The sequence below is a fragment of the Thermaurantiacus sp. genome (genome assembly GCF_053487655.1).
In genome coordinates, this window is the sequence record NZ_JBRCLD010000052.1 from 1 (window position 1) to 14931 (window position 14931).

General features: G+C 66.6%; 16 protein-coding genes, 1 tRNA gene and 1 pseudogene. 7 read left to right on the forward strand and 11 right to left on the reverse strand.

Translation table 11 applies throughout. The features are described 5' to 3' along the window. Positions 1–484: pseudogene (locus ACWIQA_RS05365) on the reverse strand (transposase); the annotation flags it as partial. Between the two features lie 564 nt (positions 485–1048). Here ACWIQA_RS05365 and ACWIQA_RS05370 point away from each other — a divergent pair. Together ACWIQA_RS05370 and ACWIQA_RS05375 are read left to right on the forward strand one after the other, a co-directional pair. After that, positions 1049–1336, forward strand: coding sequence for a hypothetical protein (locus ACWIQA_RS05370; RefSeq protein ID WP_448582041.1), 288 nt, complete (start codon positions 1049–1051; stop codon positions 1334–1336). Positions 1337–1506: 170 nt separating this feature from the next. Continuing rightward, on the forward strand, positions 1507–1704 hold the full coding sequence (locus tag ACWIQA_RS05375; RefSeq protein WP_448582042.1) for a hypothetical protein: 198 nt from the start codon (positions 1507–1509) through the stop codon (positions 1702–1704). A 399-nt stretch (positions 1705–2103) separates the two neighbouring features. Here ACWIQA_RS05375 and ACWIQA_RS05380 read toward each other — a convergent pair whose 3' ends face one another. The 3 genes from ACWIQA_RS05380 to ACWIQA_RS05390 form a co-directional block, all read right to left on the reverse strand. Further along, positions 2104–3081, reverse strand: coding sequence for a helix-turn-helix transcriptional regulator (locus ACWIQA_RS05380; protein ID WP_448582043.1), 978 nt, complete (start codon positions 3079–3081; stop codon positions 2104–2106). Then, positions 3059–4279, reverse strand: a complete 1221-nt coding sequence (locus tag ACWIQA_RS05385) for a tyrosine-type recombinase/integrase (protein WP_448582044.1) — start codon at positions 4277–4279, stop codon at positions 3059–3061. Before ACWIQA_RS05385 ends, ACWIQA_RS05380 begins: the two co-directional genes overlap by 23 nt. Positions 4280–4436: 157 nt before the next feature. Beyond that, positions 4437–4528: transfer RNA gene (locus tag ACWIQA_RS05390), tRNA-Ser, on the reverse strand. A 144-nt stretch (positions 4529–4672) separates the two neighbouring features. Between ACWIQA_RS05390 and ACWIQA_RS05395 the strand changes: the two genes are divergently transcribed. Both ACWIQA_RS05395 and ACWIQA_RS05400 read left to right on the forward strand, forming a co-directional pair. Further along, complete coding sequence (locus ACWIQA_RS05395) at positions 4673–4987, forward strand: hypothetical protein (RefSeq protein WP_448582045.1); 315 nt, start codon at positions 4673–4675, stop codon at positions 4985–4987. Positions 4988–5280: 293 nt separating this feature from the next. Beyond that, positions 5281–6084, forward strand: a complete 804-nt coding sequence (locus ACWIQA_RS05400) for an aldo/keto reductase (protein WP_448582046.1) — start codon at positions 5281–5283, stop codon at positions 6082–6084. 33 nt (positions 6085–6117) lie between these two features. Here the strand turns inward: ACWIQA_RS05400 and ACWIQA_RS05405 are convergent, their stop codons facing one another. The 4 genes from ACWIQA_RS05405 to ACWIQA_RS05420 form a co-directional block, all read right to left on the reverse strand. After that, a complete protein-coding gene (locus ACWIQA_RS05405; protein ID WP_448582047.1) occupies positions 6118–7266 on the reverse strand; it encodes a CCA tRNA nucleotidyltransferase in 1149 nt (382 codons plus the stop codon). Between the two features lie 50 nt (positions 7267–7316). Beyond that, entirely contained in the window at positions 7317–7862 is a 546-nt protein-coding gene (locus tag ACWIQA_RS05410) for a CoA pyrophosphatase (RefSeq protein ID WP_448582048.1), read from the reverse strand. Positions 7863–7893: 31 nt separating this feature from the next. Beyond that, positions 7894–8499 (reverse strand): DUF1285 domain-containing protein, encoded by a 606-nt coding sequence (locus ACWIQA_RS05415; protein ID WP_448582049.1) that lies wholly within the window; start codon positions 8497–8499, stop codon positions 7894–7896. A gap of 124 nt (positions 8500–8623) precedes the next feature. After that, the gene (locus ACWIQA_RS05420) at positions 8624–9157 is read right to left on the reverse strand and encodes a GNAT family N-acetyltransferase (protein WP_448582050.1); all 534 of its coding nucleotides are present in this window, start codon (positions 9155–9157) and stop codon (positions 8624–8626) included. Positions 9158–9325: 168 nt separating this feature from the next. Here ACWIQA_RS05420 and ACWIQA_RS05425 point away from each other — a divergent pair, with 168 nt between their 5' ends. Next, the gene (locus ACWIQA_RS05425) at positions 9326–9958 is read left to right on the forward strand and encodes a glutathione S-transferase family protein (RefSeq protein ID WP_448582051.1); all 633 of its coding nucleotides are present in this window, start codon (positions 9326–9328) and stop codon (positions 9956–9958) included. 7 nt (positions 9959–9965) lie between these two features. Here ACWIQA_RS05425 and ACWIQA_RS05430 read toward each other — a convergent pair whose 3' ends face one another. Genes ACWIQA_RS05430 through ACWIQA_RS05440 form a run of 3 tightly spaced genes read right to left on the reverse strand, consistent with a single transcriptional unit; the run spans position 9966 to position 12722 of the window. After that, positions 9966–10562: a hypothetical protein gene (locus tag ACWIQA_RS05430; RefSeq protein ID WP_448582052.1), complete on the reverse strand. Its 597-nt coding sequence runs from the start codon at positions 10560–10562 to the stop codon at positions 9966–9968. A gap of 9 nt (positions 10563–10571) precedes the next feature. Beyond that, positions 10572–11744: an acetyl-CoA C-acetyltransferase gene (locus ACWIQA_RS05435; protein ID WP_448582053.1), complete on the reverse strand. Its 1173-nt coding sequence runs from the start codon at positions 11742–11744 to the stop codon at positions 10572–10574. 27 nt (positions 11745–11771) lie between these two features. Then, positions 11772–12722 carry an alpha/beta fold hydrolase gene (locus tag ACWIQA_RS05440; protein WP_448582054.1) on the reverse strand — a complete coding sequence of 317 codons (951 nt, stop codon included), beginning with the start codon at positions 12720–12722 and terminating at the stop codon, positions 11772–11774. Positions 12723–12901: 179 nt separating this feature from the next. On the opposite strand from ACWIQA_RS05440, the gene phaR reads away from it, so the two are divergent. Further along, positions 12902–13477 carry a polyhydroxyalkanoate synthesis repressor PhaR gene (gene phaR, locus ACWIQA_RS05445; RefSeq protein WP_448582055.1) on the forward strand — a complete coding sequence of 192 codons (576 nt, stop codon included), beginning with the start codon at positions 12902–12904 and terminating at the stop codon, positions 13475–13477. Between the two features lie 15 nt (positions 13478–13492). Next, the gene (locus ACWIQA_RS05450; protein WP_448582082.1) at positions 13493–14923 is read left to right on the forward strand and encodes an FAD-binding oxidoreductase; all 1431 of its coding nucleotides are present in this window, start codon (positions 13493–13495) and stop codon (positions 14921–14923) included. Positions 14924–14931: the final 8 nt, after the last annotated feature.

Here is a 14931-nt window from a genome sequence, read left to right on the forward strand (position 1 = left end):
CCCCTCGCGCTCCAGCAGATAACCCAGGCGCTGATAGCCGAACCGGCGCCGCTCTCCGGCCAGCTCGCGCAGCCTGATGCGCAGGTCCGCATCATCCGGGCGCGTCGACACATAGCGCGCCACCCGTCGCGCAATCCCCACCAGCTCACACGCCCGGCGCTCGCTCAGCCCGTACTGCTCCCGGGCATGGGCGACCGCTTCCCGCTTTGCGCCGGGCGTCACCATTTTTTGACGCCAGGTCCTTCAGCACCGCGTTGTCGAGCATTGCTTCTGCCAGAAGCTTCTTCAGCCGGCTGTTCTCCTCCTCCAGCGCACGCAGCCGCTTGGCCTCAGACACCTCCAGTCCCCCGAACTTCGCCTTCCATTTGTAGAAGGTCGGCGAGCTGATCCCGTGCCGGCGACAGACCTCCGCCGTCGGGGCCCCAGCCTCCTGCTCTCGCAAAATCCCAATGATCTGCTCTTCGCTGAATCTGCTCCGCTTCATCCGTCCGTCTCCTCACGAGCCGGACTCTACCTCATCGCGGTCACATTCCAGGGGAGCATGTCACAAGGCAACGCCTCGAGATGAGAACCGCCGTCTGGGCTCGCAATAGGGGTACGGCTAACGGACGCCTAATTGCTCGCGCATCGACCAGCGGGATCGACCGCCGACGCCTCGGAGGGTATCGAAAGACGGGACGATCAAACCCTCGAACAGTCTCCCGCTGAAAGCCCCGACCGGAACCAGGAACAGTTCACCCCAAACAGGGACCTAGGACAAGCATAGAGCAGGGTACCTGAGACAGTTGTCACACACTACGCAGCTCGCTGCCGGCTAAGCTCCTGTATCACTTGCGGATATCACACCATATTGTGCCATACTTTGTACCGTAAAAACGCCATGGTCGTACCATACTCTACCATGTTCGCGTGGTATAGTGTGGTACCGTGCGCTAACCAGCGGCTTTTCCGTGTTTCTTTTTCGCTTGGCTCGTATGATACGATTCCATACCGTATCGACGCTTTCTTCAGACCGAACCACGCTGCTCCCCGTCCAAGGAGTTAGCGTGTGAAACAGAGAACGCGGCAGATCGCCTGCTACGTACCGGCGCAAACGGCCGACGCCTTCGCACAATATGCGCGTGCCCATGGCACATCCATCAGCATCGCGCTCAGCATGCTGATCGAGCAGGTCATCGCAGGCAAGCCGCTTGCGAACGACCAGGTCGACCCACGGACCCTCTTCATCGAAACCGCAGTCGATGCGCTGCTGGGAAAGCACCCGGACAAGGCCCTCCGAGCGTACACCCACGAAGTCTATCGGGACCGGCTGCGCGAAGCGGGACTGACCCGATGAAGACCTCGCTCAGCGCCTTCACGCGCGGCTCGCAGCTGCTCGGCCACGTCCTGCACATGTTCGGAGCGGGGGTGCGTTTTCCCCTCTAGGCGACGGTAACCTGTATCAGCCTGCGGGTCGCCTCGCGGCTCAACCAGGACCTCACGCTGCACGACCATTACCTCGTGCTCATGCGCCTCGAAGCACTCGCCTGGGGCTGGATGGAATTTCGTCCGGCCAAGGCCGTCGAACTTGAAACCGTGGGCGGGACGCGCGTCCCAATGACCTGGGGAACCGTGTCAGATTGGCCTCCAATCGCCGAAGCCTCGGAGCGCTGCACCGACGCCGCCAAGCGTGCAATCGGACGCGCCGCCGTCGCGCGCATCTGATTGGCCCCCCTGAATGGTACGGGCTGACTGTGCCTGCAGGGGTGCCCGTTCCACCAGCGCCGGCCGGAGGCGGAGCGCAGCGGAGCCGGAGGGCGGCACTGGTTGGGCTGCCGCTTCCGGCGCCGTCGGCCGGCACCTCGGGCGGATCGCGCGGGCGGACGGCCGTCTTGTGACGGCGCCAAGGCTCGATGCGCAGGCTGGCGAAGGCCAGCGTGCAGCAGATGCCGCCATTCAGACCATGGCCGCCGCTGGACCAGCCGGAAGAAGGCAGCTCACCCGCTCGCCGCCAGACAGGCTTTGCTGGCAGGTCAGCGCGCCATGCCGGAGAGAGGCTGCTCGGGCAGGTCGCGCCCACGCTCCCGCCTCACGCAGGCTGCAGCGACGATCTTTCCGTCCCGGTCAGGAGCGCCTGTCCCGCCGGGCCGCGATCCAGGCCTCGACCTCCGCAGCATTGTATCGGACGCCAGATCCGATCCGCAGCGGCTCGGGAAAGTCGCTGTTCCTGATGAGGCGATAGAAGCTCGACCGGGACATGCTCAACATGTCCAGCACCTCGGCAATCGTCAGAAGCTGCGCTCGCCCGCCACGCGGGCTCGACACCCCGCCCACGCCCTCCGCTTGCGCAGCGGACGCTGGCGTTGCGACCTTGGCATCGATCGAAGGCTGCGACGCTTTCGACACTGGGCAGGTGTCGAAGAGCGGCAGGGCCGGTTGCCCGGTCTTGCCCTCGCTTTTCCTAGGGCGGCTCTTGATTGACCGGTCATCCGACCCGCCGGCGGCCGCGGGCGGCGCGACGACTGCCGAGCCGCTCAGCGCTGCCTCACCCGCACCGAGGCAGCCTGGCTCCTGGCCGATGAAGTCCTCTTTGCCGGCTGAGAGGCCGGCAACCAGCAGGTCAGGCGCGGCGGGAGCGTACCAGCTCCACTGGGCGCACCACCTGGCCAACGCGCTGCGCCCGAAATGCAGCCGGGCAAAGGGGTGGCGAAAGACCGAGGGGTCGAGGCGATCAAGCGCACCCTCGCGCCAGCTTTGCCGCCTTGCCCGCCAGACCGTCATTTCCCCTCGCGCCAGCGCCTCAACGATCCGTGCATATCGGCCAGTTGCCACGGCAGGCGGCGCCAGCCGCCACCACAGGCGCGCCCCGGCCACCACAATCAATCCTGCCGCCGCCCAGGCCACTGCACCCGGGGAATTGTCCGTCGAGAGGGCCGCAGCCGCCTGCCCGATGCACAGGACAGCCACGAGCATCGTGCCGAGCTTCACGCCTGCGGCACGCCCCAGGACCTGGCGGCTCTCTGCCTCGAACGCCTCGACCTCCGCGCGGCTTCCCAGCAGCGACCAGAGGGGTCTCAGCTCATCGGGCGCAGGGGCGGTCATGCGCAGGCGATACCAGCGCCTGCCCGAGGGCTGAAGCTCTGGCTGACACGCTATCCCCGACAAAATCCGACCAGGCCTGCATCATCGGCCTGCGCTCCTCGAGGAGATCTTCGCGCGCGTAGGCGGCGCGGGCGCGGTTCGGGTCCGCATGGGCAAGCTGTGCCTCGCTCAGATGATCCGGCCATCCCGCGCTCAGCGACCACTCCTTGAAGCTGGTCCGGAACCCGTGCGAGGTGGCGTTGACCCCAAGCGTCTGGACCGCCTTGTTGAGGGTATTCTCGCTCAGCGGCCGGCCCCCTCGCCCCGGGAAGACCAGGCCGGGCTCGCTGCCTGCCGTGCGGCTGCGCAGCTGCGCGAGAAGCTCGACGGCGCGCCGGCACAGCGGCACGCGATGTGGCCGGCGGGACTTCATCTGCTCGGCCGGCCGGGTCCAGGTCGCCGTCTCCAGATCGACGTCCGCCCAGCGCATCCGCCTGATGTTGCCGGGCCGGCTGGCAGTCAGCACCAGCAATTCGACCGCCATCCGGACCAGCGGACCCGCCGGTGCGTGCGACAGGGCACGCATGAACCCGGGCACGTCCGCCGCGCGCAGCGCCGGCAGATGACCGTCCAGGGAGGGCTGGCGCGGCAGCGCCCGGGTCACCAGCCGCATGTCGATGCCGTGCTCGCGCAGCCCGGCGCCAACCGCCCAGTCGATCACCGTGCCGATGCGCTGCTTCACGCGGCGCGCCGTCTCAGGCTTCGCGATCCAGATGGGTTCCAGAACGGCCAGCACGTCAGCGCGCGCCACCGCTGCCACAGGCAGGTCGCCGAGCAGCGGAAAGGCATAGGTCTCCAGCGTCGCGAGCCACTGGTCGCGATGCTTGCCATTGCTCCAGGCCTCGCACCGCAGCCTGTGCACACGCCGCGCGGCCTCGGCAAAGCGCACGTCGTGCGCAGCACGCGCCCGACGCGCCGCGATCGGGTCGCGACCCTCCTGCAATCCCCGCAGCGCGGCCGCCGCGGCGCGCCGAGCGTCGGCCAGCGACATCCGCCGCTCCGGACCGAGCGACATGTCCCGCAGCCGGCCCGCTCGCATGTAGCGCAGGATCCAGTAGCGCCGCCCGGCGCTGTCGATGAACAGATGCAGGCCATCGCCGTCGAAATAGCGTCCCGGTGCCGTGAGGCTAGCGAGCCGGCGTGCCGAGAGCTTCCCCATGGCCGCGATCCTTTCCCTCGATCTTTCCCTCAAACTGCGCGGGAAAGCCTGGTACAGGGCGGGATCCGCCGGCACAAGCGGCATCACGGATTATGCAGCAAAGACAGTCGTATAAAGACAGGATGGGACAGTCTGGGAAGGTCTGGCACAGGCCCGCTGGCGGAGTCGGAGGGATTCGAACCCTCGGTACGGGTATCCCCGTACGGCGGTTTAGCAAACCGCTGGTTTCAGCCACTCACCCACGACTCCATGCGAGGGGCACCGCAGCGGCTATAGGGGAGGTGCCAGCCCCGGGCAACATCAGCCCCTGCGTGCCCGGTTTTGCATCGAGCTCGCTGTTTCTGCTCAAGCCAGTGGCCTTGCCGCCGTGACTGAGCCAGGCGAGGTGACGCAATGGATCTTTCTGGCCATAGCCAGTTTTCAAGTCCGCTCGAGGGCGTGGAGAGCCCAGCCGATTTGCCAGGCGCCCGCCCTGTTGCTGCAGGTGCTGGCCTTCTTCTTGCGGCCTGGTCGGCGTTGCAGTCCGCCAATGTCGAGTCTGTTGATCTTCACCTCCGCTCCGGCACCGTCGTCAGGAACGCCATCCGCCTCCGGCTATCTGGACCCATTGCCCAAGCCTCCACCCGGCGCGAGGGCTGGACCCACTTGTTCCCAGTCCATGATGTCGCGCTCGTGCGTTTCATCGGCCGCGGCGGCCGGCGCGACTGACCCCGTGAAGGCGCCAAGACCGGAGTGTGACAAGGGCTCTACGCTCGCGCGGTTTCGGCCTGCCGGCTGGCGCGAAGTTGCAATCGCCCATCCCGGTGACCCGTTCTGGTCACTGGAAGGCGGGATGCGCTGAGCGCATACACGCGAGGGGGCTCGCGCCCGTGCCCGTCATCTGCCATCGGGCGCGGATGATTGCGCTGAGCTCTGCACCAAGGCCACTCGGGACGAGCGGCCCCAGTTTCGCACCACTGGCCTGGAATGTCCGGCCATCAGCATCGGCCCAGCCTGATGCCGTGGCTGCGGCCGTGGCCGCGGCCCATGGCGCCGGCTTTGGCATGGTCTGCCTGTCTGACCATCCGTTCCCGGGCAGCGGCTTGCGCTTCGGTGAAGCGACCAAGCGTGTCGGCGCCGTGTTCAAGGCCGACCCGGCGCTGCGCGGAGGCTGGCTTCTTGCCCTGCGCGGAGGCATGGGCCCGAGCTCGGTACCGGATAGCGAGGCCGACAGTCTCGAAGCAGGGCTTGAGGCTGCGCTCGCCCGCCTTGGCGCGCCCCGCACCGACCTTTTCCTGCTTGAACAGCCCGACCGTCTCGCCCATCCGCGAAAGACGGCAGCAGCGCTCGCGCGGCTGGTCCAGCGTGGGCTCGCCAGCGCCGTGGGCGTGGCCAACCATCCATCCTCGGCCATCCGTGCCCTTGCTGCCTATCTTGAAGTTCCTCTTGCTGCCATCGAGCTCTCCTTTTCTGCGCTCGACATTGACTCGCTTCTTGATGGCACGCTCGATCTTGCCATGGAGCTCGGCGCAACTGTGCTCGCTGCAGCACCGCTTTCCGAAGGGCAGATCGGCGACCGGCCCGGGCTTGCCGCCAGCGTCACCGCACGCGCGACGATCCGCGCGCTCGACGCTGTTGCCGGGCAGCAGGGCGTCGGCCGTGCGGCGGTGGCAGCCGCATTCGTTGCCAGCCATGCCGCGCGCCCGGTTCCCCTGTTCGGGACTCAGGAGCCAGCCGAGTTGCGCGCAGCGCCCGACCTGTTCCGGGTCCGCCTAGAGCAGGCGGACTGGTACCGGATCCTCCACGCAGCACAGGGCGGTCACTGACCGCCCTTGCTCGACCGCTTTCGGCGGAGACCATCACTGAAGGCCAAGCGTTTGGCGGGCGAGTGTCATCACCAAGGCACGGTCGGTTGGGAATCCGGCCGCAATCCAGCAGGCTTCCACTTCGGCAAGGCCACGCGATACGGCCGGTCCCGGCGGAAGCCCCAAGGCGATCAAGTCTCGCCCGGAGACGGGAAGCCGGGGCGGGCGCCAGGCTCTAAGGCGGGGCAGCCAGTCAGCCGCCCGCGGGTCGTCGGTCAGAAGCAGGCGGTCGATCGCTGCCTCGGCGCCAATTCGGTAGGCGAGCGCGCGCGGGTCGGCTGGTGCCGGGCCGGGGGTCAGGATCGCGATCAGCCGGGCCCGCTCCGAATTTGACAGCCGAAGCCGGGCAGCAAGTGCTGACGCAAGTGCCGGGTCCTCGCGGCAGAGCGCTGCCAGCCGCCGTATCGCTGCCGGCTCGGCTCCAGCGCCGGCCTCTGTTGCCTGCAACGCGGCAAGGCGGGCGACATTCGTGGCCTCGGGCAGGATGGCCGAGAGGATGCCATGCTCGTGCATGGCCGTGACAATTGCAGCTGGAGCCGGCGCGCTCAGAATCTTCAAGAGTTCGTCGCGCACTCGCTCACGCGATAGCGTCATGAGATCCTTTGCGCGGGCAGCGCAAGCGGCAAGGCCGGCCGGATCGAGTGTGTCGGCGTAGCGGCCCGAGAAACGGAAGAAGCGCAGGATCCGCAAATGATCTTCGGCAATGCGGGTAAGCGGGTCGCCGATAAACCGGACCACGCGGGCCTCAAGATCGGCAACGCCACCGAACCAGTCCTCCACTTCGCCGGTCAACGGGTCGGCGTAAAGGGCGTTCACAGTGAAGTCGCGGCGGGCGGCATCGGCGCGCCAGTCGTTGGTAAAAGCAACCCGTGCCCATCGCCCATCTGTCTCGACATCTTCTCTGAGCGTTGTGACCTGATAGCCGTGACCGCCGGCAACAGCCGTGACGGTGCCGTGGGCAAGGCCGGTTGGAACTGCGCGCAGCCCGGCCGCTTCGAGAGCAGCGATGACCGTATCCGGCCGCAGCCTTGTCGCGAAGTCGACGTCAGCCACCGGGAGACCGAGGAGGCCGTCGCGAACGGCACCTCCTACCACTCGGGTTGCACCACCGGCGGCATCGAGGGCCGCGAGCAGACGGGCCATTTGCGGGCGGGTGTTCCAAATCCCGGGATCAACACGCGCCACGCCAGCACTCAGCCGAGACGGGCGGAGAGGTTGACAAGGATCGCTGCTGTCGCGCCCCAGATCGTCCGGCCTTGCCATTCGATCACATAGAAGCGCCGCCGCCGCCCGCGCCATTCGGCCTCGCGCAACTGATGGTTGGCTGGGTCGAGTGCGAAGGCAAGCGGCACTTCGAACACGTCCGCCACTTCCTCGGCATTCAAGCAAAGAGGCGGGTCTGGCGGAATGGCGCCAATGACGGGCGTGACAGTATATCCAGTTGCAGTCAGATAGGGATCGGCCTGCCCAAGTATGCGAACGAGGCTGGGTGCGAGGCCCACTTCCTCCTGGGCCTCGCGCAGGGCGGCAGCCACCGGACCGCTATCGGCCGGGTCAATCCGACCACCAGGAAAGGCCACCTGAGAGGCGTGGTTGCGCAGGTGCGCGGTGCGCTCTGTCAACAGAAGGGTCGGCTCGCGACGCGTAAGAAGCGGGACAAGCACGGCGGCCGGAACGCCCGGATGACTCTCGCTGGCCGGGTCAGGGCTGATAGCCCAGTCGCCTGCGATGGGCGCCACGGCCGGCCGCGCGAGGCCGGTCTCGATCAGGTCAAGCAGGGAAGGCAAAGAAGACGCCCCCGCTCCATAGCCCCAGCGGCTCCCCCTCCACTTGCTCGCTGATCGCCCATTCAGCGAGGTCGTAGAAGGCACTGCGGGCGACCAGCGCTTCGATTCCGTTGCCAATCCGCCCGCGCACATGGAGATAGGGGCGGGGCGTGCCATCAGGATCCATCGCAAACCGGAGCGGATTGCTGGGCCCGGCAATCACCATTTCATCCGTTGCCAGCCGGAACAGCAGAGAGCGGTCTCGCCCACGCCCCTCGCTCCTCACCTCTACAGCGAGCAGAGGCGCATCCTCGACGTCGATGTCGAGCTTTTCGACGGGTGTTACGAGGACGAAGCTGCCATCCGGCTCGCGCCGAAGAACAGTTGCAAACAGCCGCACCAGCGCCGGCCGGCCGATCGGAGTGCCGGCATGATACCAGGTGCCATCACGCGCGATCCGCATGTCGGAATGGCCGCAATGGGTCGGATGCCATTCCTCAACCGGCGGCAGGCGCTTTTCAGCGACAGCTCGCGCGGCCTCGGCAAGCGAAAGGCTGGCAAGCGGCGGCAGCTCGGCGCGGATCGGCGTGTCCTTCGAATGCGCTGCCATGCCTGTCGCATGCCTGAAGTGGGCAGCAGGCTCAAGCTGCAGCCTCCGGCGGTTCTGGTCGAGAGCGCAGGCGCGAAGAGCAGGAGGCTTGCGAAGACCGTTTCCACGGCGGTGAAGCAGCAGTTCAGGCTGCCCGCAGGCGAACCCCACAGCCATTGGCAGCACTGGCGGCGGGCAAGACGATAGCCGGACCTGCCCAGATGGCTGGATCGCGGGCCCGAAGCAAAAGCCGTTCCGGTTCGACCGGACCTGGCAGTCGCCAGCCGGCCGTTGCATCCGCTCTATAGCCGAAGCGCCCATAATAGGGCTGATCGCCAATGAGCATCGAATCCGCGCCGACCCGGTCGAGGGCCGCAACCGCCCGCGCCATCAGCCGCAGGCCAATCCCCTCGCCGCGCCGCCTTGGATCCGAGACCAGCGGCCCCAGGAGCACAAGCGGGCGCGCGCTGCCGTCTGGGCCTTTCCACTGGACGGGGTGGCAGGCGACCGAGCCGAGGATGCACCCATCCGCAGCTGCAACGAAGGCAAGCCCCGCCAATGGCTTCGACTGGCCCCGCAGCAGTTCGGCAGTCCGTTGCCGGCGGGGGGCGGGAAAGCAGCGGCCAATCAGTTCGGCAATTGCGGATTGGTCTTCTGGCTGGCGTGGCCTGATGATCATCTCTCGCCTCATTCCTCGACAAAAACCTTCCGGACGGCCGCCAGCCGCCCGCCCGCCGCACGGGTTAGCGCGGCGGTCAGCCGCGTCGCAGGAGAGAGAGGTGGCCCTTCATGCGCTACCTCGATACGCCAATGCGTGAGCGAAGGAAAGGGCGGAGGAGAAATTGCGATGAAACTCTATGATATGGCGCTTGCCCCCAATCCGCGCCGGGTGCGGATCTTCCTTGCCGAGAAGGGGATTGCGGTGCCGCGCGTCGAAATCGACATCCAGAAGGGGGAGAACCTCGCGCCTGCCTATCTTGCCGTCAATCCGCGCGGCGTCGTGCCGACTCTCGAGCTCGACGACGGGACCATCCTCGACGAATCGATCGCCATCTGTCGCTACTTTGAGGCGCTTCAGCCCGAGCCCAACTTGTTTGGGCGCGATCCCCTTGAGATTGCGCGGGTTGAGGCCTGGCAGCGGCGGATCGAGTTCGAGGGGCTCTTCAACATTGCCGCCGCCTTCCGGAACAGTCGCCCCGCCTTTGCCGATCGCGCTGCGCCTGGCGCTGGCCCGCCCACACCCCAGATCCCCGCCCTTGCCGAGCGTGGCCTGCGGCTGGCGCTGGGTTTCCTCGACATGCTGGAGCGCCGGCTTGGCGAGAGCCCGTTTGTGGCCGGCGACCGCTACACGGTTGCCGACATCACTGCGATTGTCTGCATCGATTTTGCGCGCTGGGTCGGGCTCAAGGCCGAGGAGGCGCACCCGACGGTTGCCGCCTGGCATCAGGCAATGAAGAAACGGCCGAGCTCGTCAGCCTGAGCCGGATCTAGCTGCTCGCCTCGTCTGGTGGCCGCAGGCGGCGGGCGCCATGGGCTTCCGCGATGGCGGCAACTGCCTCTGGGTCCACAAGCCGTTCGAAGCGCAGCTGGTCAGGGCGCTCGTCCTTCAAGCGCCAGTCAAGATAGAGGCCTGGGGTCCAGAAGCCGACCATCGCTTCCGTCACTTCCATCTCTGCGCCGAACAGAATGGCCTCGCCGATGATGTTGCGCCCAAGCCAGACGAGGGCGCGGCGGTTGGTGAGCATGTAGCGGGCTCGGCCGCGTGCCGATGAGCGCAGCCACACCGGAAGCGCAATGATGACGACGGTGCCGACGACGAGCGAAAGGATGAGCGGGAGCGCCTCCGGCCCTGGCCGGCCGGCGAAGGCCGATCCCGCAAAATGAGGCAGAATGAGGAGTACCGCGACCCAAGTGAGAAGGCCGAGGAGGATGAGAAGGATCAACAGCTCGAGCAGGCGACCAGCGCCAAGCATGGGCCGGCCTTCCCAAAGGATTGTCTCGGCAGGGCCGGGCGCGACTGGCCGCAGGAAACGCGGCGAAGCAAGACTGCCGGCAAGTGCGCCCGCCTCGGCTTCCCCAGGCACGAACAGACCCTAGCGCTCGACCGTGAGCGCAATCCCCATGCCGCCGCCGATGCACAGGGTCGCAAGGCCCTTCTTCGCGTCGCGCCGCCGCATCTCGTGGAGCAGCGTGACAAGGATTCGTGCGCCCGAGGCGCCGATGGGATGGCCGATTGCAATCGCCCCGCCGTTCACATTGAGCCGCTCCGGATCAAGCCCAAGCTCCTGCCCCACAGCAAGCGCCTGGACAGCGAAAGCCTCGTTCGCCTCGACGAGATCAAGGTCAGCGACCTTCCATCCCGCCTTCTCGAGCGCCTTCTTTGATGCCGGGACTGGCCCCAGGCCCATCAGCGCCGGATCAACTCCGGCCGAAGCCCAGCTCTTCACGTGTGCAAGCACCGGGGCCCCGCGCCGGGCGGCTTCTTCTGCCGACATGAGGACAAGCGCAGCTGCCCCATCGTTCAGGCCTGATGCGTTGGCAGCGGTCACGGTGCCGTCCTTGCGGAACGCTGGCTTCAAGGCTGCCATCGCTTCAACTGTCGCACCTTCGCGGATATATTCATCGGCCTCGATGATCGTATCGCCCTTGCGGCCCCTGACAGTTACGGGGAGGATCTCGTCCTTGAACCTTCCCGCTTTGCGAGCGGCTTCCGCCTTGTTCTGCGATGCGGCAGCGAAGGCATCTTGGGCTTCGCGGCTGATCTGGTATCGCTCGGCGATATTCTCCGCCGTCATCCCCATGTGATAGCCGTTGAACGCGTCCCACAGGCCATCCTTGATCATGGTGTCGACGAGTTCGAGCGCGCCCATCTTGGTGCCAGGTCTCAGAGTCTGGGCATGGGGCGCAAGCGACATCGACTCCTGCCCTCCAGCGACCATGACGTCATGCTCGCCATTGGCGATGGCTTGCGCTGCGAGCGCGACCGCGCGCAGGCCCGACCCGCAGACCTGGTTGACACCCCAGGCCGGCACTTCCTGGGGGACGCCGGCCGCCATGGCCGCCTGCCGGGCCGGGTTCTGACCTTGTGCTGCGGTCAGCACTTGACCCATGATCACTTCGCCCACGGCTTCGCCTTCCACCCGGCTGTCAGCAAGTGCTGCGCGGATCGCTTCGGCCCCCAACTGGTGTGCTGGCGTCGACCCGAAGCTGCCCATGAAGCTGCCAACCGCCGTCCGCCGGGCGGCGGTGATGACCACGTCGACCATCTGATCCTCCTTGAAGCCGCAGCTGCTCTAGTCGCTCAAAAGGAAAGTGGAAAGCGCCTCCAGCATGGCCGCACGCTGCCTGCCGACGATCATCCCGACATGGCCGGTCTGGAGCCGGAGCCGCATCATGCCTGGCACATCGGGGGCAGTTGCCTCCGGTACCAGCCGATCTTCTGTCCCCCGGATGTCAAGCACGGGCAGCTGCAGCCGGGCGGGACAGACAGATGTGCCTGCGACTCGCCAAAGACCCCGGCCGAACCGGTCGCGGGCGATGCCGTCAATGAAGATGTCGCGGGCTGCCGGCAGCGGCAGTGGGGGGCCGCTTCCTGCCCAGTCCTCGAGTGCCGCGAACGCGGCCAGACTTTCAGCGGTCAAAGGGGAACGGCCGAGACGGGCATATTTCTGCGCGATCGCCTCGGCGTCGGCCTGCCAGAACAGCGGGTTCAAGAGCGCCATTGGCACGGCGCCCAGCAGTCGGCCGGCGGCTTCGAGGGGGGCGAAGGCAGCTTTGGCGGCGGCTCGGGCCTCTTCTGTATAGCCGGAAAAGCACCAGGGCGTGGCAATCAGCGCCAGCCGCGCCACCAGCCTCGGGAAGGCGGCGGCAAGCCCAAGGCCAAGTGTGCCACCGAGGCAGTAGCCGACCACCGTGACTCGCCGGCCAACCCGGTCGAGGAGCGGGGCAATCCGTCGGCTCACCAGGCCAGCGAGCCCGAGGCGGCCTTCACCTGCAAGATCGCCCCAATCGATCAGTAGCACGCGCGCACCTGCAGCACCCAGAGCTTCCGCAAGCGAGTGGTGTGGGGCATGATCGAGCACTTGAGCGCCGTTGATGATGGAAGGAAGTAGAAGGACAGGAGGGCCCTGCGCTGGCCCGGCAAGCGCGCGCAGCGAGGTGGCGCCGATGCGTGCCAGTGGCGCCGGCCAGCTGACAGCAAGCGGAACAGGCGCCTGCTGATAGCGGGCAAGGCCCACGAGCATGGCTCGGAGCTGCTCCAAGTTGCCTGCGCTTTGCCGTAAGAGAAGCGCCAGAAAGATCGGCAGTGGGTGCGGTCCGCGCGCCTGACTTTGCGCTTTCATGTTGCACATGCTAAGTGCGATTGTGCAGTGGCAAGTTCACGCTTGGGCGCGCAGCAACCAGGAGGAAAAGGGATTGAACGATGGCGCAGGCGGATGAGGTTCGGGTGGAACCGGTCATCGTCAAAAAATATGCCAACCGGCGTCTCTACAACACCGAGACCTCGTCCTACATCACCCTCGACCACCTCTCGACGATGACCCGCGAGGGGCGGGAGTTCAAGGTGATCGACGCCAAATCCGGCGAGGACATCACCCACAATGTGCTCACCCAGATCATTATGGAGGAGGAGACCCGGGGTGTCACCATGCTGCCGGCCTCTTTCCTGCGCCAGCTTATTTCCATGTATGGCGACCAGATGCAGGCGCTGGTGCCGCTCTATCTTGAGGCGTCGATGGACGCCTTCCGCCGCAACCAGGAGCAGTTTCGCGCGGCATTTACGGGCCTCATGGGCGGGAATGCGTCAGCATCGACAGCGTTCGAGGCTCTTGTGCGGCAGAATCTCCAGATGATGGAGGCTGCAGCCGACATATGGCGTAACGCCAACCCCCTGCTTGGCGGCGCGGTTTCGACCCGTTCCGAGCCGGACGAGATTAAGGAGCTCAGGGACGAGCTCGCCGCGCTCAAGGCGCGTCTTGACAAGATGTCCAACGGTTGAGCGGTCGTGGGAGGACTGCCCGCAGCAGCGCAGGGCCCAGCAAAGGCGCTTCTCAAAGCCCTTCCCCCCGATATCGTCGCAACTGACCCGACAGAAATTGCGCCACATCTCTTGGACTGGCGCGGCCAGAAGCGTGGTGTGGCCGATGGTCTTGTCCGCCCGCGCACGACGGCTGAGGTTGTCGCCTTGGTCAAGGCGGCGCGCGCGCACGGGGCAGCGCTGGTGCCCCAGGGCGGCAATACCGGCCTCGTCGGTGGCTCGGTCCCAGAAGCAGTGTCGACCCGGCCCACCATCCTCGTCTCGATGCAGCGCATGGCCAGGATTCGGTTGGTCGACTCGGCCGGGCTTGCCCTTGTTGCGGAGGCAGGCGCCATTCTCGCCCACGTGCACGAGGCAGCGCGGGCTGCCGGCACGATGTTTCCGCTTTCCCTCGGTGCGAAAGGAAGCGCCACCATTGGCGGCCTGGTCTCGACCAATGCCGGCGGCACCCAGGTGCTCCGCCATGGCACGATGCGCAACCTCGTCCTCGGGCTGGAAGCTGTCCTTCCCGATGGCACCATCCTCAACCAGCTGACAGCGCTGAGAAAAGACACTGCTGGCTATGACATCAAGCAGCTTTTGATCGGCGCTGAGGGCACGCTCGGAATCGTGACTGCAGCAGCGCTCAGGCTGGTGCCAGCGCCTGCCGTCTCGGCCGTGGCTTGGGTGGGGGTTTGCGACCTTGCAGCGGCACTTGCGCTGCTTGCGCGGCTCCGGCAGCTCGTCGGCGAGCGAGTCGAATCTTTCGAGCTGGTGCCCGATGACGGCCTCGCACTCGTTCTTGCCCATCTCCCCGGCGCCCGTGCGCCGCTGGCGCACCCAGCTCCGCTCAACTGCCTCATTGAACTGACCGATGCCGATGCTGGCGCCCCGCTTGCCGACCGGCTCGCAGCGGTTCTTGCTGACGCGCTGCAAGCGGGGGAGCTCCTCGATGCGACGGTTGCAGGATCAGTAGCGCAGGCCGAGGCGCTGTGGGCGCTGCGCGAAAATCTGCCAATCGCCGAGAAGGCCGATGGCCCGTCGCTCAAAAATGATGTTGCCGTCGCCGTGGCCGATGTGCCGGCCTTCGATGCCGCAGCGCGCGCGGCCCTGGCCAGGGCCTTTCCCGGCGCCCGGCCGCTCGTCTTCGGCCATCTCGGCGACGGCAACCTGCACTGGAACATTCGCCCACCTCAAGGTGCGGATTCAGCCGCGTGGCTTGCCACCCATGGTGCGGCGGCCCGCCGTCTGCTCCATGACACGGTCGTCGCTTTTGGAGGCACGATTTCGGCCGAGCACGGGATCGGCACCACCAAGGCAAGTGAACTTGCACGCTTGGGTGACCCCGGGCGCCTTTTGGCAATGCGCGCAATCAAGGCGGCACTTGACCCTCAGAATATCATGAATCCTGGAAAGCTCCTCGTCTGACGGGAAGC

Coding starts and splice junctions, on each gene's coding strand:
- ACWIQA_RS05405 (WP_448582047.1), bottom strand. CDS start 7,266: ATGGCCCGTCTGCTCGCGGCCCTCGATGCCGCCGGTGGTGCAACCCGA.
- ACWIQA_RS05435 (WP_448582053.1), bottom strand. CDS start 11,744: ATGGTCGACGTGGTCATCACCGCCGCCCGGCGGACGGCGGTTGGCAGC.
- ACWIQA_RS05375 (WP_448582042.1), top strand. CDS start 1,507: ATGCGCCTCGAAGCACTCGCCTGGGGCTGGATGGAATTTCGTCCGGCC.
- ACWIQA_RS05420 (WP_448582050.1), bottom strand. CDS start 9,157: ATGATCATCAGGCCACGCCAGCCAGAAGACCAATCCGCAATTGCCGAA.
- ACWIQA_RS05415 (WP_448582049.1), bottom strand. CDS start 8,499: ATGGCAGCGCATTCGAAGGACACGCCGATCCGCGCCGAGCTGCCGCCG.
- ACWIQA_RS05425 (WP_448582051.1), top strand. CDS start 9,326: ATGAAACTCTATGATATGGCGCTTGCCCCCAATCCGCGCCGGGTGCGG.
- ACWIQA_RS05380 (WP_448582043.1), bottom strand. CDS start 3,081: ATGACCGCCCCTGCGCCCGATGAGCTGAGACCCCTCTGGTCGCTGCTG.
- ACWIQA_RS05395 (WP_448582045.1), top strand. CDS start 4,673: ATGGATCTTTCTGGCCATAGCCAGTTTTCAAGTCCGCTCGAGGGCGTG.
- ACWIQA_RS05440 (WP_448582054.1), bottom strand. CDS start 12,722: ATGCTCGTGGGCCTTGCCCGCTATCAGCAGGCGCCTGTTCCGCTTGCT.
- phaR (WP_448582055.1), top strand. CDS start 12,902: ATGGCGCAGGCGGATGAGGTTCGGGTGGAACCGGTCATCGTCAAAAAA.
- ACWIQA_RS05385 (WP_448582044.1), bottom strand. CDS start 4,279: ATGGGGAAGCTCTCGGCACGCCGGCTCGCTAGCCTCACGGCACCGGGA.